This window comes from Marinomonas communis (genome assembly GCF_004363305.1).
Classification (GTDB): domain Bacteria; phylum Pseudomonadota; class Gammaproteobacteria; order Pseudomonadales; family Marinomonadaceae; genus Marinomonas; species Marinomonas communis.
Map to the genome: position 1 here is coordinate 393,011 of NZ_SNZA01000001.1, position 18,455 is coordinate 411,465.

At 43.3% G+C, this 18,455-nt stretch carries 19 protein-coding genes and 1 riboswitch; of the genes, 10 read left to right on the forward strand and 9 right to left on the reverse strand.

All coding sequences use genetic code 11. From position 1 onward, the window contains the following. Window positions 1-89: 89 nt before the first annotated feature. Window positions 90-1,190: an App1 family protein phosphatidate phosphatase gene (locus C8D85_RS01875; protein ID WP_162847521.1), complete on the reverse strand. Its 1,101-nt coding sequence runs from the start codon at window positions 1,188-1,190 to the stop codon at window positions 90-92. Window positions 1,191-1,439: 249 nt separating this feature from the next. On the opposite strand from C8D85_RS01875, the gene C8D85_RS01880 reads away from it, so the two are divergent. Next, on the forward strand, window positions 1,440-2,240 hold the full coding sequence (locus C8D85_RS01880; RefSeq protein WP_162847522.1) for a phosphatase PAP2 family protein: 801 nt from the start codon (window positions 1,440-1,442) through the stop codon (window positions 2,238-2,240). 51 nt (window positions 2,241-2,291) lie between these two features. Here the strand turns inward: C8D85_RS01880 and C8D85_RS01885 are convergent, their stop codons facing one another. The 3 genes from C8D85_RS01885 to C8D85_RS01895 form a co-directional block, all read right to left on the reverse strand. Then, complete coding sequence (locus C8D85_RS01885) at window positions 2,292-4,283, reverse strand: BCCT family transporter (RefSeq protein ID WP_133559663.1); 1,992 nt, start codon at window positions 4,281-4,283, stop codon at window positions 2,292-2,294. A 211-nt stretch (window positions 4,284-4,494) separates the two neighbouring features. Next, window positions 4,495-5,238: a helix-turn-helix domain-containing protein gene (locus C8D85_RS01890; RefSeq protein WP_162847523.1), complete on the reverse strand. Its 744-nt coding sequence runs from the start codon at window positions 5,236-5,238 to the stop codon at window positions 4,495-4,497. Continuing rightward, window positions 5,231-5,677 (reverse strand): carboxymuconolactone decarboxylase family protein, encoded by a 447-nt coding sequence (locus tag C8D85_RS01895; protein WP_133559665.1) that lies wholly within the window; start codon window positions 5,675-5,677, stop codon window positions 5,231-5,233. The genes C8D85_RS01890 and C8D85_RS01895 overlap by 8 nt, the downstream gene beginning before the upstream one ends. Before the next feature lie 146 nt (window positions 5,678-5,823). Between C8D85_RS01895 and C8D85_RS01900 the strand changes: the two genes are divergently transcribed. Next, window positions 5,824-6,204: an MAPEG family protein gene (locus tag C8D85_RS01900; protein ID WP_133559666.1), complete on the forward strand. Its 381-nt coding sequence runs from the start codon at window positions 5,824-5,826 to the stop codon at window positions 6,202-6,204. A 27-nt stretch (window positions 6,205-6,231) separates the two neighbouring features. Here the strand turns inward: C8D85_RS01900 and gvpU are convergent, their stop codons facing one another. Further along, window positions 6,232-6,660: a gas vesicle accessory protein GvpU gene (gvpU, locus tag C8D85_RS01905; RefSeq protein WP_133559667.1), complete on the reverse strand. Its 429-nt coding sequence runs from the start codon at window positions 6,658-6,660 to the stop codon at window positions 6,232-6,234. A gap of 194 nt (window positions 6,661-6,854) precedes the next feature. After that, a riboswitch (yybP-ykoY riboswitch) is annotated at window positions 6,855-7,021 on the forward strand. Window positions 7,022-7,100: 79 nt separating this feature from the next. Between gvpU and C8D85_RS01910 the strand changes: the two genes are divergently transcribed. The 6 genes from C8D85_RS01910 (at window position 7,101) to hpf (ending at window position 11,358) form a co-directional block, all read left to right on the forward strand. Further along, the gene (locus tag C8D85_RS01910; protein WP_133559668.1) at window positions 7,101-8,069 is read left to right on the forward strand and encodes a calcium/sodium antiporter; all 969 of its coding nucleotides are present in this window, start codon (window positions 7,101-7,103) and stop codon (window positions 8,067-8,069) included. A gap of 32 nt (window positions 8,070-8,101) precedes the next feature. Beyond that, window positions 8,102-8,947 carry a mechanosensitive ion channel family protein gene (locus C8D85_RS01915; protein ID WP_133559669.1) on the forward strand — a complete coding sequence of 282 codons (846 nt, stop codon included), beginning with the start codon at window positions 8,102-8,104 and terminating at the stop codon, window positions 8,945-8,947. A gap of 146 nt (window positions 8,948-9,093) precedes the next feature. Then, window positions 9,094-9,678 (forward strand): YqaA family protein, encoded by a 585-nt coding sequence (locus tag C8D85_RS01920; protein ID WP_133559670.1) that lies wholly within the window; start codon window positions 9,094-9,096, stop codon window positions 9,676-9,678. Window positions 9,679-9,904: 226 nt separating this feature from the next. Continuing rightward, window positions 9,905-10,129, forward strand: coding sequence for a hypothetical protein (locus tag C8D85_RS01925; RefSeq protein WP_133559671.1), 225 nt, complete (start codon window positions 9,905-9,907; stop codon window positions 10,127-10,129). A gap of 45 nt (window positions 10,130-10,174) precedes the next feature. Further along, window positions 10,175-10,675 carry a DUF411 domain-containing protein gene (locus tag C8D85_RS01930; protein WP_133559672.1) on the forward strand — a complete coding sequence of 167 codons (501 nt, stop codon included), beginning with the start codon at window positions 10,175-10,177 and terminating at the stop codon, window positions 10,673-10,675. A 287-nt stretch (window positions 10,676-10,962) separates the two neighbouring features. Further along, window positions 10,963-11,358 carry a ribosome hibernation-promoting factor, HPF/YfiA family gene (gene hpf / locus C8D85_RS01935; protein ID WP_133559673.1) on the forward strand — a complete coding sequence of 132 codons (396 nt, stop codon included), beginning with the start codon at window positions 10,963-10,965 and terminating at the stop codon, window positions 11,356-11,358. Window positions 11,359-11,437: 79 nt separating this feature from the next. Here hpf and acnB read toward each other — a convergent pair whose 3' ends face one another. Together acnB and C8D85_RS01945 are read right to left on the reverse strand one after the other, a co-directional pair. Beyond that, window positions 11,438-14,038: a bifunctional aconitate hydratase 2/2-methylisocitrate dehydratase gene (acnB, locus tag C8D85_RS01940; RefSeq protein WP_133559674.1), complete on the reverse strand. Its 2,601-nt coding sequence runs from the start codon at window positions 14,036-14,038 to the stop codon at window positions 11,438-11,440. 204 nt (window positions 14,039-14,242) lie between these two features. Beyond that, window positions 14,243-15,967 (reverse strand): SUMF1/EgtB/PvdO family nonheme iron enzyme, encoded by a 1,725-nt coding sequence (locus C8D85_RS01945; protein WP_133559675.1) that lies wholly within the window; start codon window positions 15,965-15,967, stop codon window positions 14,243-14,245. 95 nt (window positions 15,968-16,062) lie between these two features. Here C8D85_RS01945 and C8D85_RS01950 point away from each other — a divergent pair, with 95 nt between their 5' ends. Beyond that, complete coding sequence (locus C8D85_RS01950; RefSeq protein WP_133559676.1) at window positions 16,063-16,674, forward strand: MiaE family protein; 612 nt, start codon at window positions 16,063-16,065, stop codon at window positions 16,672-16,674. A gap of 108 nt (window positions 16,675-16,782) precedes the next feature. Further along, window positions 16,783-17,094, forward strand: a complete 312-nt coding sequence (locus C8D85_RS01955) for a hypothetical protein (protein WP_133559677.1) — start codon at window positions 16,783-16,785, stop codon at window positions 17,092-17,094. 68 nt (window positions 17,095-17,162) lie between these two features. Here the strand turns inward: C8D85_RS01955 and C8D85_RS01960 are convergent, their stop codons facing one another. Together C8D85_RS01960 and C8D85_RS01965 are read right to left on the reverse strand one after the other, a co-directional pair. Next, on the reverse strand, window positions 17,163-17,939 hold the full coding sequence (locus C8D85_RS01960; protein WP_133559678.1) for a UDP-2,3-diacylglucosamine diphosphatase: 777 nt from the start codon (window positions 17,937-17,939) through the stop codon (window positions 17,163-17,165). 4 nt (window positions 17,940-17,943) lie between these two features. Then, window positions 17,944-18,441 (reverse strand): peptidylprolyl isomerase, encoded by a 498-nt coding sequence (locus C8D85_RS01965; RefSeq protein ID WP_133559679.1) that lies wholly within the window; start codon window positions 18,439-18,441, stop codon window positions 17,944-17,946. Window positions 18,442-18,455: the final 14 nt, after the last annotated feature.

The window sequence follows — 18,455 nt, forward strand, 5'->3', positions numbered from 1 at the left end:
TAATAATCAAGTTATCGAACTTGGTTCAAGCTAATCTTAAACATAGATAGCGACCTAATAGTCGCTATCTTTTAAGTTGTTCCTAGCATTCAAGCCGCTGCATCCTGTTTAACTTTCTTCGCAGCGTCGTCAGTGACTAAGTTTAATGTTACTGCATGCTCTACGGCATCTCCGGCGTCACGTATGAATGCAAATGGGACGTTGCAATCAGAAAACTCCGCTACGGCTGATATCATTTTCTCAGAACGTGCATCAGGTTTAAGATCACGAATGTAAACCGCAAGGATTCTATCAGGGTAATCTTTCGCTACTTTTAAGTACGCGTAGACATCTTTTTGACCAGAGTCTCCGATCAACACAAGTTTTAAGCTTGGGTACGTTCTAAGAATCGTCTCTATGCGGTCTGTTTTATAGCTTTCATGGCCGCTCTTAAACCAACGATCTTCACGCAAACCAAAATCTTTTAAGAGTACAGGGCCTTTGGGAAGTTGATGAATATGGATGAACTCGGCAATTAAGTCATAAATATTCCAAGGGCTGCTTGATACATAGTAGAACGGGTTTTCTGCCTTGCCTGAGCGACCTTTGTGCAACGCGTTGTAGAATTCAGACGTGCCTGGCATTAGTTCGCGGGTGTGGGCATTGTTCATGAGCACAGTTTGAGTGTGGCGAAAGAAGTTTGTGGCACCGGTATGCATGATGGTGTCATCGACATCACTTACTACGCCAAATTCGGTGCTTTCACTGAGTAAAGAGACCTCTGCAACACTGTGCTCTTCGGCTTTTGGTAACTTGGGATCTGTTGGTTGAAGGACAAATTGCGTCCATGGATTTTGTATGTATTGGCTATCTTTTGTGTGCCAACGATAGTGAAAATAGCCATGTGCATCCGTTGTTACGGTACGCACTTCATCGCCTAATATGAGGTTGATGTCGGTAAAAGGGATTTCATCACTACGATAACGGCGCACCATATGTAACATATTTTTTAGGCGGCTATCTTCTAGGTGACCTTGAATTCTTTTCGCTTCTAAGAGCCTGCCCGCAATCCATAGGTTCTCAGCCGTTCCATAGGTGATGTAAGGTTGCACGATAACAGGGGAGTAACCACGCCAACGTTTTAGGCGGTGCTTAAGCTTGTCGTAGCGGCGGCCAAAGCGATACACCCATTTTCGAGTGGTTTTTTGCATGGTAAATCCTTGAATAACAGGCATTAATATTTGATCAGATGAACTATGCGAATTTTACAGAGAAATAGAACGTATTAAAAACACTTGTATGGTTTGTTGCTATTCATATCAACTCAGCATTTAGACGCAAGCAATAAGAACTCAGGCACGAATTCGTATAAGAATTCGCAAGCTTCTTAGTTAAATTGTTCGACTGCGGCTTTGGCCTTATCATTGCGCACTTTTTGGATGTCCGTAAAAAGGAATGGTATGTCTAATTCTTTATACTCCACCGAGTGGCGCATTAAGCCTCTAATCGCTTTAAATTCCATCGCTTTCTTACTACTGATTTCATGGTTGTTACCTACCACACGTTTGTTGTGGGACAGGTTTGATTATTTCTTATTCACCTTGTTGAATGATCCCATTGAAACCAGTGAAATCTGGGCCACTATTTGGGCCGTTGGAAGTGTCAGGTTAACAGACATAGCTGTTGGACTTGTAATGCTGTCCTTTCTTTTATGGGGAAGATTGTTATTTCGCGGTGAGCAAATTAGAAGCGCATTTATTGGCTTCATCGTGTTGTTAATTATGATGTTGCTGGTTCGAGTGGGATTTACTGAATTCAGCGAGCTTGTAGGCTGGGGGCGAGCCAGTCCGACGATGTTGCTTCCTGAGTCTGTCCGCCTAAGTGAAATATTTCCTGAGTGGGTGGCGCTTGGATTGAAAGACTCTTCTTCGCAAAGCTTTCCTGGCGATCATGCATCAGTGATTCTATTGTGGGCGCTTAATCTTAGTCTGGCTGCCAAGGGCTGGCGCTGCGCTGTTATATGGGCATTAGCAGTTGTCTTTATGCTACCTCGTTTGGTGGCTGGTGCTCATTGGGGAACAGATGATTTCGTAGGAGGGCTGTTCATTAGCTTGATGACGTTCAGCTGGGCTTGTTGCACGCCATTGCTGGCGACTGTTACTGGAAAATTGCTTAATATTCTCGCCCCTATCTTTAACTACCTTGGGCGTTATCAGCCTTTTGCTTGGTTTGAATTTTTCAACCCTACATCTGTTAAGTAAGTTTTGGTGCTATAAAAATGGGAGCTAATTTAGCTCCCATTTTATTTCGCTTTAGTCTGAAACTGTATTCCAAGGAAGATGCCCAGGCGCTGCATCCACGAAATTAAAATATTGCTCTAACTGATCAATCAGATCACGGATTACCTCATCTTGGCTACAGCCAAACAGCTCGTAACCTAGAGCACCGTTTCGAATGTAGACATCCGCCTGCCAGTGAGTATCGTATTTTGAGTTTTCACTGTGTGCTTCTGGTATCTCATGTTCCGTGGCGATGACTTGGTAATAAAAGTCTAATTTGTCATCGCGCTCTAGCTGAAAGGTTACGCCATTCTCTTCTCGAGTGATGTTGGCATTCCAGCCATGGGCAGCAAGCTCTTTCTGTACTTCAACCATAGCCGGGTCAACCACTTCTTTGATGAAATGTGTAACCTTTGCTTCCCCTGGGAATTTAAAAAGTGTGCTTAGGCGTTTTCGCCAGTTTCCTTCGTTGCTAAATGCGCGAGCAGGCGTTGCAGCGGCTTCAACAGCGGCGCCTCGATGCCCCTCGATTACCAGTGCTCGCCATAAGCCTGCTGCAGCGATCAACATAATTATCGCGAACGGTAACGCAGCTAAAATACTCATGGTTTGTAATGCACTCAAACCACCAGCTAGTAGCAATGTGGCGGCGATGACGCCCTCAAGAGAGGCCCAAAATACTCGTTGCCAAATTGGAGTTTCCAGTGCACCGCCAGATGCTAAGGAATCAACAACTAACGAACCAGAGTCGGAGGAGGTGACGAAAAAGGTGATGATTAAGAACACCGTCACAACAGACAGGAATGTTGATCCTGGCAGTAGGTCATAGAATTGAAAGAGAGCAACAGAGTGATCCGCTTGAACTTCGCCAATCAGTACGTTTTTGCCTTCTTCCATGATCAAGTGCAAGGCCGTATCCCCAAAGATCGAGAACCATAGGAAAGTGAAAACAGTCGGCACAGCTAGCACACCGAAAATGAATTGACGGATCGTTCTGCCTCGGCTGATTTTGGCAATAAACAGTCCGACAAAAGGAGCCCAAGCGATCGTCCATGCGAAGATAAACAGAGTCCAGTTCCCGATCCAATCACTTTGAGTATAGGCTTGTAAGTTAAAAGTACGCTCAACGATGTTGCTCAAGTAAGACCCTGTGTTTTGTACAAATGCATCAAGGATATGGATGCTTGGCCCGACAAAGAACACAATCGCCATAATAAATACGGCTAAACCCATATTTAGAATGGATAGGTTTTTCACGCCTTTATCCATACCCGCGACCACTGAGCCGATTGCCGCTAATGTAATTAAACCAATAGCGGTAATTTGAACGGTTGTACTGATAGGAATATCACTCCAAAGATAGTGTAATCCCGCATTAATTTGTGTGACGGATAGGCCAAGTGTTGTGGCTAAGCCGAATAGAGTGCCGAGTATGGCAAATACATCGACCGTATGACCAATAGGTCCGTGGATACGATCACCGATTAAAGGGTATAAAGCTGAGCGGACGGATAATGGTAAACCATGACGGAAGGTAAAATAGGCTAATACCAGCCCCATTAGACCGTAAATCCCCCAGATGTGTAGACCCCAATGGAAGTAGGCAATTTGCATCGCTTCACGGGCGGCGGAGATGGTTTCTGGTGTGGCGCTAGGCGGTTGAGAAAAATGTAGCACAGGTTCTGCCACACCAAAGAACAGCAAGGCAATACCGTAACCAGCAGAAAACAGCATAGCGAACCAAGCGGGGAAACTGTAATCAGGATCGCCGTGATCGGAGCCTAGTCGAATGTTGCCCCAGCTGCTGAATCCAATGCAGACAAGAAAAACCAGAAACACTGCAGTAGCGAGCATATAGAACCAGCCAAAAGTGTTGGTTATCCAAGCCAAGGCACTCTGAAAAGCTTCTCCCGCAAGCTCAGGATTGCTTAGAGTACCAATAATTAGAAGTAATGTGATAACAGCAGTTGGAACAAATACTGGTAACAGCATTGCCCCCGCCCCTGCCTTTTTGATTTGATTCATGGTCGATCCTCCTTTATTAAAAGTTTACAAATGGAAGGGGTGAAGGCAACTAAAGTGAGCGAAATATAGTTAGAGATCTAATTATTTTCTTGGTTGTATTGAAATAGGGATAAAGTGAGGCGGAAAGAAAGGGGGAGTATTGAGAAGGTCAAACCTAATCCATGGATAGATTAGGTAATATAATTATCATAGATACTTAATTTGCTTACCGTTAACAACGGCTAACCAAGCAACGGCGATACTTAGCTGGGGTAATTCTCATAATGCCGCGAAACTCTCTAGTGAAGTGTGATTGGTCACAGTAGCCGCACTCCAAAGCAATTTGAGTCATGCTCTTGCTTGTGTCCATCTTGATGGCAGTCATTGCTTGCCTTACGCGATAAATACGTGCGAGATGTTTCGGTGTGATGCCACATTGCTGTTTAATATGTCTTTCCAATTGACGTTGGCTAAGTGGGGTTTCATCAAGCGCATCCATAAGGGTTTGTCGTTCAGCAAGTCGCTGAATAAATGCATGCGTAAAATCAGCGATATGATCTCTCGAAAATGTGAAATCAAAATATGGTGCCAAGGCTTTTTTAAAGTCTAATAAATTGTTGCACTGTGTGACTTGTTTAGAGATACAACTTAGATTGTCTATTTGGGTTAACGGGTGGTTTAGTGCTTCAAGCTGTGAGTAGCCCGCCGGTTGAAAGCGTATTCCAAACAGCATCATTTCATTTGAATAAGTGAATTTTTTCGATTGCAGTGAATGCTTCTGAATATCGTAAGGCTGCATGATCGGTTTATCGTCAACTTTAGCGTTGCCTCGCTTTAAAAATACGATACCTGATCCGGCATCACTTGGCAGCCAAATCTCACCGTCAGTTGTACTACGCGCAAACCATAGAGATTGCACGTAGTAACCTGCATCACCCTGGGGTGACTCTATTTCAAGGGAGAGCGGTTCAGTCATTGAATTCCACATCAGGCTTAAACATTTTGACGACACGGTTCCAGCTATTGATGGCATTGATTGCTATGGTCAAGATTACCAATTCCTTGTCGTCAAATTCGCTGGTTAGTTTGCCGTAGAAATGATCATCTATCTCGTAAGATTGCGTCAGTTTCTCACACAGCTCAAGCGCTAAACGTTCTTTTGCATTATAGAAGGGCATATCTCGCCAAGCGCTTAGCCCTATGATCCTTTTATAATCTTCTCCCAACTGTTGAGCCTGTTTAGTGTGCATGGCAATGCAGTAAGCGCACTGATTAATTTGTGATGAGCGAAGTTTGATTAATTCCCAAATAGTTAAACCAAAAGAGATTTCCGATTGTTGCTTTATCAGTTCTTCTTGCTCAATCAAGTGCTTCAGTAAAGTAGGGGATGTATTGAAATAATCAGCTCGTTTCATAATGCTTCTCCGTTTAGTTTGGAGGCATTTTAAGGGCGATAGGTGGGCAATAATTGAATAAAATCGACGTTATAAATACTCAAGGCTTGAGTTGACTTGTTTACCCAGAGTAAGCTGGCTGAATATACACAAACAAGGATGCCCCAATGATTACCCCTATTTACGCTGCTTTACTAGCATTGCTATATGTTTATTTAAGTGCTCGCGTCATAAAGTTACGTATGAAATATCAAGTTGGCATAGGGGATGGGCAGCAAACGTTGTTAACCCGTGCCATTCGAGTACAGGGCAATTTTGGTGAATATGTACCATTCGCTCTGTTATTAGTGTGGATGTACGAAACATTGAGTGGTGGGCCGATTGTGGTTCATGTTTTGGGGAGCGCGCTTTTGGTCGGCCGCTTACTTCATGCATACGGTGTAAGCCAAAAACATGAAGTCTTAAAATATCGTCAAATTGGCATGATTATGACTTTCGTAGTGATTGTTGTAAGTGCTTTGTTGTTGCTGTTTAAAACAATTATTTAAAAACGTGGCGCGTTAGTGTCAGGCTATCTAGTTTTCTGACACTAACGCCCCTAAAGAAAAGCCTGAAACTTCTGATACTCTGCCACGCCACCATACCCCTCGATTTTCGGGTACTGGTGAACCTGAGGTATGAAAAAAGTGAGCATTTTTAAGGTGTATGTAATTTGGCTGCATTGGTTGGCCGCCAGATTGTGTATAGACGTTGCCATTTTTGGCAAAAGCGGCTTTGACTTTCTTAGCTGCTTCGCCAGACAAACCGAAAGAGAACTCCTCGCCAAAACCCTCAAAGTATTCTTTACCGCCTACCAGAGTCCCTGATACAAGAAACCCGCCCACAGTCAATGTCACATCAAAACTCATTTTGCCGCTATTAACGATCTCGATGAGATCTTGTAAAAACCAGTCTTTACTGTCTACATTGACGACTTTGGTTAATGTTGTTTCTGATTCGCTCATGCTATCCCTACACCTTGCCGATAAAATTGAAGCTACGTTAATAACATAGACCATCATTCAATAAGTTCAAAATAGATCGTCATATGAGCTTAGCAACAACGATACAAAAGTTAAGATGACAGTTTTGTTTTGTACGTAAAGTTTTTGATAAGGATATGGTGTTTGCCTGAGCGATTGGTTAGACTCGGCTTGTTTAGGGGAGTAGCCTTCTTCATTCATTGAAGAGTAAACATCAACAGTCTCCAAGCATCTGCTTGTGGTGTTTACGTACTTAAGTGTATTGGCAAGACTTAAGCGATATTTGCGTGCGGACAGGGCGTAGATGTTGCTTGAGTAAATGCCTGTCCGCTAACAAGAGTACGTACAGTGAAAACCTTCCTTTCTAAGATGATCAATATGTCTTACTTCACACACACTGAGTTTTATAGTGGAGGTAATTCATGATTTTACCTATTGTCGCCATCATCGTTGGCTTTTTCTTACTTATCAAAAGTGCTGACAAATTTGTTGAGGGTGCGTCTTCGGTAGCGCATCATAGTGGTATGCCGCCTTTATTGATCGGTATGTTAGTCGTGGGCTTTGGTACTTCTGCACCAGAAATGGTTGTCTCTGCCATGGCTGCGATGGATGGCAACCCGGCTTTAGCGCTTGGTAATGCAATTGGCTCAAACATCGTCAATATTAGCTTAATCCTTGGTGTTACCGCTGTTCTAGCACCCATTGCTGTACATTCAAATATTGTTCGTAAAGAGCTTCCTATACTGTTGCTTATATCATTGGCTCTAGGTGTGATGCTGTGGGACTTTGAGATCAGCACCATAGAAGCAATTGTGCTTTTAGGCATTTTTTTTAGTGTCTTTGGGTGGCAAATCTATGCTGGACTAACCGGGAAAGGCGATGCACTAGAAGCTGACTGCGAAGCGGATGTCGGCCCTATTGATACATCGTTATCAAAATCCATTTTGATGCTGACGCTTGGGCTTATCGTACTAGTCGCAAGTTCTCGATTATTGGTTTGGGGCGCGGTTGAAATTGCGGCTGCATTGGGTGTAAGTGATCTAATTATTGGCCTGACCATTGTTGCTTTGGGCACTTCCTTACCAGAACTGGCTGCATCCATCACGGCAGTACGAAAAGGTGAGCATGACTTAGCCATAGGCAATGTTGTGGGATCTAACATGTTTAATACTCTCGCTGTGATCGGTATTGCCGGTGCGATTCAGCCTATTTCAAATATTGGTGCAGAGATTTTCTGGCGTGACTGGATAGCGATGATTGTTTTGACTGTTCTCTTACTGCTGATGTCTATTAAAATCCGTAAATCACGTACCATTAACCGTTATGAAGGTGGTGCGTTGCTATTAACCTACGTTGGCTATAACGCATATTTAATTTCTTCTAGTTTTTAGGTTTGCATCATGACTGTCCAGGAGTTTAAAAAATGGATACTTTGTTAGCGTTTTATCACACTTATGAGAATCAGATTTTTAACATGGGTAAGAATACGTTACTCACGTTGATGATCTTGGTAATAGCGTCTCTGTTATCAAAAATGGTTAAGAAAGGGGTGTTTGCTAGCGTTTCACGCCTGAGTAAGAACGATGAAATTGTGTCTGCTCTGTTATCTAAAGTAGCTGCCTATGCCGTGTATTTGGTGGCAATGGTCATTATTTTAGATTTGTTCGGCGTGAACACTGCAAGTTTGGTTGCTTTAGTCGGTGCCGCTGGTTTAGCCATTGGTTTGGCATTGAAGGACACGCTTAGTAACATCGCCGCAGGCATTATGATTTTGTTTTTAAAGCCAATCAAAAAGGGCGAGTTCGTAGAATTTAGCGGCACCATGGGAACGGTAAAAGACATTGGCCTGTTTACTTCGATTTTTGAAACGGCGGATGGCTTGTACATTTCTAGCCCAAACAGTGCTGTGTGGGCCTCGACGATTAAAAACTTTTCTCGTAATAGTCGTCGTCGAATGGATATCACGGTAGGGATTTCTTACGATGATTCCATTGATGTGGGCATGAAAGCGCTATTGGATTTAGCCAGTGAGGTGGAAGTGCTTCTGAAAGATCCTGCACCTCAGGTGATTGTTCATATGCTTGCTGACAGCTCGGTGAACCTTCAGTTGCGTGCTTGGGCACCAACGGACAAATATTGGGAAACATTCTGGGCAATGCAGAAGAATGCCAAGCTTCGTATAGAGGAAGCAGGGCTTACGATTCCGTTCCCGCAGCGGGATCTGCATATCTACAACCATGCACCTGCACAACAGAACGTAACTCAATAAATAGAATTATTTATTGTAAAAGGCCTCATATGAGGCCTTTGTTTTGTGTACATTCGATGGCAATAAATCACAAAAGCCACTCAATACCTATCTAATCTTTAAAAGGCTTCATAGTATGAACAAAAAGCTGGAAGCGAAGGTAAGAGATGGGAATTTTAAACAGTATTGAACAAACGACAAAGCGAGCGATTAACTCGAAACACATGCTTAAGGGGATTACTCTTGCTTCGTTTTTAGAATCCATCATCGTTCCCATTCCTTTAGAAGCTATATTAGTCCCATTGCTTCAGGCTCGTAGAGAAAAAATATGGCTGATTGCCTTGATGACAACCTTGGGTTGTATGGTGGGGGCATTAGTTGGTTATGCCTTAGGTTATTACTTATTTGACCTGATTGGTGACTGGGTCATACAAACCTTTTCCAGCCCTGAGCAATTTGAACAAGTTAGCAGTAAAATGGAAAGCCAAGGCTTTTGGTTTGTTTTAACTTTGGGGATTGTCCCCGTGCCGTTTCAAATCGCCATGCTTGCTGCAGGAGCCACAAAGTATTCACTGATTGGGTTTATCGTGGCTACAACGATTGCTCGTTCTATCCGTTATTTTGGTCTAGCTCTTGTCGTTTATTTTGCAGGTAATCAAGCGGAAAGTCTGATTCGTAAGTACAAAACGAAAGCTATTATCGCACTATCCATATTGGTTCTATTGCTTTGGTGGGTATCTTCGTTGCTTTAAAGCTCACTCGAAGGCATCAGTCGCTTTAATGGTGATTGATTTGTATCATAATGATTAAACAGTGGTAGGCAGCAGGAACTAGACAGGCTTCTAACGGTCAATATATGCTTGAGCCACTTTATTTAGTGATCTATATATGACTCGAAGAAGCCTTACCACCATTCTATTGCTGATACTTTCTTTCGCTGTATTTTCGAATAACGCTTTGGTGAATGGAATGGATAGCATGGGTACACATGCTATGCTGGCTTTTGATATGCCTAATCACGCGCAACAGGACTGCTGCAAAGAGCTAAACCACCAACAAGAATGTGGTTGTTATGTTGCAGGGGCAGTTAATCTGGCTCATCAAATAAGCTACAGTCATGAAGCACTTGAATATTTATGGCCCACCTTTGGAAAGCCGTTAACCTATACCGCCAAATTATATCGTCCTCCAAAGTTTGTTTAGTTAGACCCAGCTAACACTTAACTTTTTTAAACTTTGGAGAATTCTATGAAACGATTAACACCTATCGCTATGGTTGCTGTAATCAGCCTACAAGCCTTTGCACTAAGCACTGCTGTGCAAGCACAGCAAAATATTACCTTTAATGCTGACAAAGAGTTTTTAGTTCACAAAAGCCCTACATGTGGTTGCTGCACTGGTTGGGTTGATCATATGACGTCCCATGGCGCTCATACCAAGGTGCAGCATTCGGATAATTTAGCAGACTTAAAAGCTGATTTAGGCATACCCGCCAACGCTAGATCCTGTCATACCGCAATCACAGAATCAGGCTATGTTTTTGAAGGTCATATTCCTGCGAAATTTATTCAGCAATTTCTAAGCAACCCGATCCCAGATACAAAAGGGTTGGTGGTGCCGGGTATGCCGGTTGGCTCCCCTGGAATGGAGTACAACGATCAGTTCATGCCTTACGCTGTATACTTATTAAAGTCGGATGGAAGCCTAGAAGTTTTCGCAAAAGTGAATTCCCTAGCGGATCAAACTTAAGTGTTATTGAATTAGCAATTTGCACATCAAACGCTGCTACATAGCAGCGTTTTTTTATCAAGATAGGTTATGGTTATCAAATGTTAATTATTGTAGGTCATTGATAATTATAGATTTATATTCAATTTAAAGCACTTATTCTGGCTCTGATCAATTGCTTCAAAAAATTATCAGTCTTTTTACTCAGCACTGGTTGAAAAAGGATTAAAACACCCTTAGGTTAATAGATGTGACAATGAAACGCTAAACGTCCCAGATGAATGGGATAGGAAGAAGGAATTATTATTATGTATACATTAGATATCAGCGGTCACCATGTTCACACTACTGAAGACGTTCAGGCAACAATCAAAGAGGGGATGGACCAGCTTGCTGACATCAACAGCCACATTACTTCAATCAAAGTCATTGTTAATTCTGAAAACCATCACAATAAAAGCGAGCTAATTGTAGAAGCTCGAGTACATATTCCTGGTCACGATCTATTTGCATCGGTGACAACAGATAAACAACTAGGTGTTGCTGTTGATACCCTAGTTGAAAAACTTGAAAAACAACTTCTTAAGCACAAGGCTAAGCATGAAGGCCGTAAGCACCACCCAGATGCTCGCGATGTTGAATCTTTAGAAGAGCGCGAAGAACAAGACGAGTTTAATGAACTAGATCGTCGAGATGCGATCTAAGTTTTGAAATTAGATTTCTAAACGAAGAAAAAAGGGCGCTTTAAAGCGCCCTTTTTAGTGGCTAACTAGTTTAGCTGTTTTAAGTAACAGCATCTGTTGCGATCACAGATGATGCTTTCTTAACGTATTCACCCATTTGATCAAAGTTCAAATAGTCGTAGATCTCAGCAGACATGCTGTTAATCTTATTAGCGTATTCGAAATATTCTTCTGGGGTTGGTAGTTTGCCTAGTAAAGATGAGACTGCTGCTAATTCTGCAGATGCAAGATATACATTCGCGCCATTCCCTAGGCGATTAGGGAAGTTACGTGTTGAGGTAGAGACAACAGTTGCTTTATCTGCGACTCGTGCTTGGTTACCCATACACAATGAGCAGCCCGGCATTTCAACTCGTGCACCAGCTTTGCCGAAAATACTGTAGTAACCCTCTGCAGTGAGCTGTTGTTGATCCATTTTCGTTGGTGGAACCACCCAAAGTCTTGTTGGAACAACTTGCCCAGCTGACTCAAGGAGCTTGCCAGCAGCACGAAAGTGGCCAATATTGGTCATGCATGATCCGATGAATACTTCATCGATTTTTTCACCTTGCACCTCGGAGAGTAAACGAGCGTCATCAGGGTCATTTGGCGCACACAATACCGGTTCTTTTAAGTTGTCCAGGTCAATTTCAATAACGGCTGCATATTCCGCATCTGCATCTGCGCGCATTAGTTTTGGATCATCCAGCCAAGCTTCCATAGACTTCGCTCGACGTTCCAGAGTCCGTGGATCACCGTATCCTTCGGCTATCATCCAACGTAACATCACGATATTGGACCTTAGATACTCTGCTACAGACTCTTCCGATAGATTGATTGTACAGCCTGCTGCAGAACGTTCAGCAGATGCATCCGAAAGCTCAAAGGCCTGCTCCGCGGTTAGGTGTTCAAGACCTTCGATTTCAAGGATACGGCCAGAAAAGACGTTCTTCTTACCTTTTTTTTCAACGGTCAAGTGACCATCTTTAATTGCTTGATATGGAATGGCATGAACTAAATCACGTAATGTGATTCCAGGCTGCATTTTGCCCTTAAAACGAACAAGTACGGACTCGGGCATATCGAGAGGCATCACACCTGTTGCTGCAGCGAATGCAACGAGACCTGAGCCTGCTGGAAACGAAATACCTAAAGGAAACCGTGTATGAGAGTCGCCACCGGTGCCAACTGTGTCCGGAAGCAGCATTCGGTTTAACCATGAATGAATGATGCCGTCACCTGGACGCAGAGAAACACCGCCACGATTCATAATAAAGTCTGGGAGTGTATGGTGTGTAGTGACATCTACTGGTTTGGGATAGGCTGCGGTATGACAAAATGACTGCATCACAAGATCAGCGGTGAAGCCTATGCAGGCTAAGTCTTTTAACTCATCTCGAGTCATTGGGCCAGTTGTATCTTGTGAACCAACAGTTGTCATTTTAGGCTCACAATAGGTGTTTGGTCGAACACCTTCGAGACCACACGCTTTGCCAACCATTTTTTGAGCAAGGGTATAACCTTTGCCAGAATCCTTAACGTCACCTGGTTTTAAGAACAGGTCTGAGTGACCTAAACCTAAAGATTCTCGTGCTTTGTTAGTTAGACCGCGCCCAATGATTAATGGGATGCGACCACCTGCACGAACTTCGTCTAGCAATACTTGAGTTTTTAGCTCAAAAGTTGTGATGACATCGTCAGTTTCGTGTTTTTTAACGACCCCTTCATAAGGATAAATATCGATTACATCGCCCATTTCCAGCCCATCAACATTGAGTTCGATAGGCAGAGCACCAGCATCTTCCATAGTGTTAAAGAAAATTGGTGCAATTTTGCTTCCTAAACAAATACCACCTGACCGTTTATTCGGAATAAATGGGATATCTTCACCCATGTGCCAAAGTACTGAGTTGGTTGCAGACTTTCGACTTGATCCTGTGCCTACAACATCGCCAACATAGGCTAATGGAAAGCCTTTCTCTTTCAGCTTGTTGATTGTTGTGATAGGGCCAACTTCACCATCAACATCTGGGGTAATGCCCTCGCGGGCCATTTTGAGCATCGCATTAGCATGCAACGGGATATCAGGGCGTGACCAAGCATCTGGCGCAGGCGATAGATCATCAGTATTCGTCTCGCCAGGTACTTTAAATACTGTGACAGTAATTTTCTCAGCTAACTTAGGTTTACTTGTGAACCATTCGCCTTCAGCCCAAGATTCTATGATTTGCTTGGCGAAGACATTGCCTGATTTAGCTTTTTCTTCTATATCGTGGAAAGCATCAAATATGAGTAGAGTATGAGACAGTGCTTTCACCGCGATTGCAGCAACCTCTTCGTCATCTAGACATTCGATTAGCGGTTGGATGTTGTAACCACCCAGCATAGTTCCTAGTAACTCGGTGGCAAAGACTTTATCAATTAGAGGAGAGGAGGCTTCCCCTTTTACAATAGCGGAGAGGAAACCAGCTTTAACGTAGGCTGCCTCATCTACGCCAGCAGGAATACGATTTTTAAGTAGATCGAGCAAAAACTCTTCTTCACCGGATGGCGGATTCTTTAGAAGGGCTACTAATTCTGCGGTTTGTTCTGCATCAAGTGGTACGGCGGGAATGCCTTGAGTAGCACGTTCTTCGACGTGTTTTCGATATGCTTCTAACATGATAGATCCCCTTACTTTTGGGCATCGATTTTTGATCGATGCTGTTAAAGCCTAAGCTACACTGCTCACATAAGAGTTTTCATGAGAGCAGAGCTCGGCACTGGCAAATAGATCAAATATCATTCTAACGAAAAATCGGTGCTCAAGAGCACCGATTGGCATATGAATGGAAAATAGGTGGTATTTATGCTGTTTATTGAAGGATTAAAGCTTCACGACTCTAACAACTCTAAATCCCCAGTTGCTAGCTCTTAAGGTTGGTTCTGCTCGATACCGTGTTGCACTGCGTCCTACCGTTGGGACATCAAACCAAGACCCACCGCGAAGGACTCTCCCAGTACATTGGTCTGATAACCATACTTGATTGGTTGCTGGAGCACCTTCATAGCTGTCGTGATAACAATCTTCAACCCATTCAGCTACGTTGCCATGCATATCGAAAATCCCTAGTGGGTTGCTTGCTTGAGACGCGACAGGCGCTGTGGATACGCCATCCCATTGACTGCCACAACTGTCACAGACACTGTAGCCTGGCTTAACATCATTGCCATACCAATAAGCCGTGGTTGAGCCTGCTCGGGCGGAGTATTCCCATTCGATTTCGGTGGGGAGTCGATACTCCGCGCCGGTTTGTTCAGATAACCATGCCGTGTAAGCTTTTGCATCATACCAGCTGACGTTTATGACTGGGCGATTAGCTCTACCCCAGCCATTATCAGGTGGTGGCATTCGTCCAGTGGCGGCGACAAAGCGATCGTATTGATCAAACGTCACTTCATTTTTACTGAAATAAAAACCAGTGGGGATATTAACTTCGTGTACAGGAGATTCGTTATCATCGCCAGAGCCATTTATATCTCCCATTTGGAAGGTTGCAGGCGCTATTTTTTCAACTTTTGGTGCTTTGCCACCGTCTTTTAGATCTTCTTCTAGAATTTGTGGTAGCGCATCAAATCGACTTTCAGCAGAAACCGTAGCAGTCACTTGAGGTGGATTAGCCGAAGATTCTGGCTCTGGCCATAAAATGACTGCGGCAAATGTTGAAGCAGTAATGGTGCCAAGGGCGGACCAAAGCCATTTCTTGTTGATCTTACGTTTTCTTACTGTCTCGCGTTTGACTGGTTCTACACTCGATTTAGAACTGTTTAAAAACAAGTTGGCACGTAAAAAACGCATAACTTCGACTAACGATTTTGGGCGATTACGTTCTGATGGATGCGCCCATTTTCGTAATTTATCCCACGTCTCTTGGTTTAATGTGTCTACGTGATCAGGCAGGTGATCCAGTTTTCCATCATCAAGCCATGATTCTCCGACAAGAGACGCTAGCAAAAGCCGCATAAACATGTAGTTATCGGATGCAACCGACATGCTCGGACGGCGTTTTTTGTACTCAGGTGGGATAAAACGTTCGTCCATATCTTGGTCAGTGATTTTATCAAGCCAGCTGTGAGTGCCAAACCCTGTTAACACGCCTGCACCGTTGACCACGTGAACACTGCTTAAATCGAGGTGACCATGAATGTAGCCATGCTGATGTACTTGATCGAGCGCTTTGGCAATTGGGTCAAAAATACTCAGAACAATATTGAGTGGCGCCCCATCAGGGTACTTTCCTAAATGACTGAAAAGGCGTTCACCACCGCATAGGCTATATATCGAAAAAACCCACAGATTTGAATAGAAGGGTGGGTAACTGCGTGTGATGGCTGGGTGTTTCAATTTAGCATGGCGTCGAGCAATGGATAGAAACTGATTCACATCGCCACGGTCTGAGCGATAAAATCGCAACACAAATGATTGGCCGCCTTGGTCTGCTACCCAAACGCTTCGGTCATCGCTTAGTGGATAGTTAAGCACATATGGGTCGACTTCAACGCCGACTTGCTGTCCGATGCTTAATTTACTTACGTCATAAAAATGATTCATTGCTGAATTGATATCCAAATCAATGTTTTGCTTGTGCTGATTAAACGTCTCAATGAGAGTATAATCCGTTTTTTTTTAGAAAAAAGGTAGCATTGATGTTAACTGATTATCCTGAGCTAGTAGCTTTTTTGCCATGTGAGTCACCAAAAGAATGGGTGCAATGGGCTTTGGAAAACGAAGAGTTACTATTAGTTGATCACGCTCACTGTGAAAAAAAGGCGGCGTCAACAGCGATGAACTTAATGTATCGTTATGTTGATCGGGAAAATCTTTTACACAAAATGTCTCAACTTGCCCGTGAAGAACTGCTGCATTTTGAACAGGTACTTAAAATCATGAAGAATCGTGGCATAGAGTATCGTCATCTTGAGGCTTCGCGCTACGCAAGTGGTTTACGTCAGCACATTCGTACTCATGAACCAGCAAAATTGATTGATACCTTAATTATTGGTGCATACGTAGAAGCTCGTTCTTGCGAACGATTCGCTGTGCTTATTCCACATCTTCCACCAGAGATTGCAAAGTTCTATAAGTCGCTACTGAAATCTGAAGCACGTCATTTTGAAGATTATCTGTCTTTGGCTGAAGAATATGCAGGACATCCGATTGATGATCGCGTGGCGTTTTTCCGTGAAGTAGAGCGTCAGTTGATCGAAGAACCAGATGTAGAATTTCGAGTTCACAGTGGTCCGCCAAAAGCTGCTTAGATACATTCCTTTACTGAATTAAAACAAACGTTTGTAAAGATTCTTCTTCACAAACACATTTGTGGTGCTACACTCGAATTAACTGCTCTAACAAGAGGAGGGCATGCGATGGGCACTCAAATGAATGATTTATTGCCAGACGTGACCTACTGGCTAACATTACAAATTGCAAAAAGTGATCCGGGTATCGATCTCGAGCAAGTTTACCAAGGGACTGTTGAACTAGATTACCTTTATCAAGTGCTAACCAGTAAAGCTCAGCAACACTGGTGGTCTAAGTACGGCATTGAGCTTAGTCCTGTGACGGTTAACAATGCTTTTTTTAGAGCCATTGCAGTGCTTCATGACCGAAATCTAGAATACAAACGGTCTAGAAATCGCTCTGAAACTGACTGGGTTCGAGAACTCCTCCACTTATAAAAAAAGAGCAGCTTAGCTGCTCTTTTTTATGCATGTATATTTTATAAACTTCGATGACAATTAGAGGATTATAAATTCACAGTCTGCATTGCCCGCCACTCAGATACTGGTGTTACTTGATCGAGATAGCTTTGAGTGTCCATCGAGTAATGCTTGAAGGAATTGTCCTTTAGAACACCGCACCAGATCGATCTGTCCCAGTCTCCTAGAACTAAGCGTTTAATGTTTTCAGAGTCATGTAAGGCTGGTCTATGTGTATGGCCGTGAATCAGCAAATCCGTATCTGATGGCAGTACACGACTGATTTCATCAAGGTTTACATCCATAATGGCCATGCTTTTGTCAGCAGAGCTACTTTTGGAATCGTCCCTAAGCTTTTGGGCCAGTGCTAAGCGTTGTTCAAGAGGCATGGCGAGCACTTGCTGTTGCCAAGCCGGCTGTCTAACCATGGCACGAAACTCTTGATACGCTTTATCGTCAACACAAAACTCATCACCATGAGTGAGTACAACCTTTATGCCATCAATCGTAAGCGGGCTTTGTTCTGGCAACTCAATGACTTGGTTTCGTTTGAACCATCTGTCGCCCACTAAAAAATCACGATTACCAGCAATAAAGTAAGTTGTTACTTTGCGTTGGTGAAGTTTCTGTAACTGAAGATCGAGCTGTATAACCCAATCAGGTTGGTAGTCATCACCGATGTAAGCTTCAAAAAAATCACCAAGGATATAGAGTTCGCAAGGTGCTTTTGAGTGGCAAATTTCATCTGTTAAATGCACAAACGCCTGGATTAGATCCAGGCGCTTGTCACTCAAATGCAAATCTGAGATGAAGTATCGAAGCATGCGCTTATTCTTTGATTAGCTCAGCTGATTCGATGATCACGTCTTCAGCAGGAACGTCTTGGTGACCTGCTTTGATCGTTGTTTGAACTTCTTTGATCTTGTTCACAACGTCCATGCCAGCGGTTACTTTACCAAATACTGCGTAGCCCCAACCGTCAGGTGTTTTGCTGCGGTGGTTAAGGAAGCTGTTGTCAGCAACGTTGATGAAAAACTGAGCAGAAGCTGAGTGTGGATCCATTGTACGCGCCATTGCTAGGGAACCAGCAACGTTTTCAAGGCCATTGTCTGCTTCGTTTTCAATTGGAGCACGTGTTTCTTTTTGCTTCATACCTGGCTCAAAACCACCGCCCTGGATCATGAAGCCATTGATAACACGGTGGAATACAACACCGTTGTAAAAGCCTGATGTTACATATTCTTCGAAGTTTTTAGCCGTTTTTGGCGCTTTTTCGTAGTTAAGTTCGATAGTGATGTCGCCAAAATTCGTATGGAAAACGATCATGTAACTTTCCTTTA

Coding starts and splice junctions, on each gene's coding strand:
- C8D85_RS01875 (WP_162847521.1), bottom strand. CDS start 1,190: ATGCAAAAAACCACTCGAAAATGGGTGTATCGCTTTGGCCGCCGCTAC.
- C8D85_RS01880 (WP_162847522.1), top strand. CDS start 1,440: ATGTCTAATTCTTTATACTCCACCGAGTGGCGCATTAAGCCTCTAATC.
- C8D85_RS01885 (WP_133559663.1), bottom strand. CDS start 4,283: ATGAATCAAATCAAAAAGGCAGGGGCGGGGGCAATGCTGTTACCAGTA.
- C8D85_RS01890 (WP_162847523.1), bottom strand. CDS start 5,238: ATGACTGAACCGCTCTCCCTTGAAATAGAGTCACCCCAGGGTGATGCA.
- C8D85_RS01895 (WP_133559665.1), bottom strand. CDS start 5,677: ATGAAACGAGCTGATTATTTCAATACATCCCCTACTTTACTGAAGCAC.
- C8D85_RS01900 (WP_133559666.1), top strand. CDS start 5,824: ATGATTACCCCTATTTACGCTGCTTTACTAGCATTGCTATATGTTTAT.
- gvpU (WP_133559667.1), bottom strand. CDS start 6,660: ATGAGCGAATCAGAAACAACATTAACCAAAGTCGTCAATGTAGACAGT.
- C8D85_RS01910 (WP_133559668.1), top strand. CDS start 7,101: ATGATTTTACCTATTGTCGCCATCATCGTTGGCTTTTTCTTACTTATC.
- C8D85_RS01915 (WP_133559669.1), top strand. CDS start 8,102: ATGGATACTTTGTTAGCGTTTTATCACACTTATGAGAATCAGATTTTT.
- C8D85_RS01920 (WP_133559670.1), top strand. CDS start 9,094: ATGGGAATTTTAAACAGTATTGAACAAACGACAAAGCGAGCGATTAAC.
- C8D85_RS01925 (WP_133559671.1), top strand. CDS start 9,905: ATGGGTACACATGCTATGCTGGCTTTTGATATGCCTAATCACGCGCAA.
- C8D85_RS01930 (WP_133559672.1), top strand. CDS start 10,175: ATGAAACGATTAACACCTATCGCTATGGTTGCTGTAATCAGCCTACAA.
- hpf (WP_133559673.1), top strand. CDS start 10,963: ATGTATACATTAGATATCAGCGGTCACCATGTTCACACTACTGAAGAC.
- acnB (WP_133559674.1), bottom strand. CDS start 14,038: ATGTTAGAAGCATATCGAAAACACGTCGAAGAACGTGCTACTCAAGGC.
- C8D85_RS01945 (WP_133559675.1), bottom strand. CDS start 15,967: ATGAATCATTTTTATGACGTAAGTAAATTAAGCATCGGACAGCAAGTC.
- C8D85_RS01950 (WP_133559676.1), top strand. CDS start 16,063: ATGTTAACTGATTATCCTGAGCTAGTAGCTTTTTTGCCATGTGAGTCA.
- C8D85_RS01955 (WP_133559677.1), top strand. CDS start 16,783: ATGGGCACTCAAATGAATGATTTATTGCCAGACGTGACCTACTGGCTA.
- C8D85_RS01960 (WP_133559678.1), bottom strand. CDS start 17,939: ATGCTTCGATACTTCATCTCAGATTTGCATTTGAGTGACAAGCGCCTG.
- C8D85_RS01965 (WP_133559679.1), bottom strand. CDS start 18,441: ATGATCGTTTTCCATACGAATTTTGGCGACATCACTATCGAACTTAAC.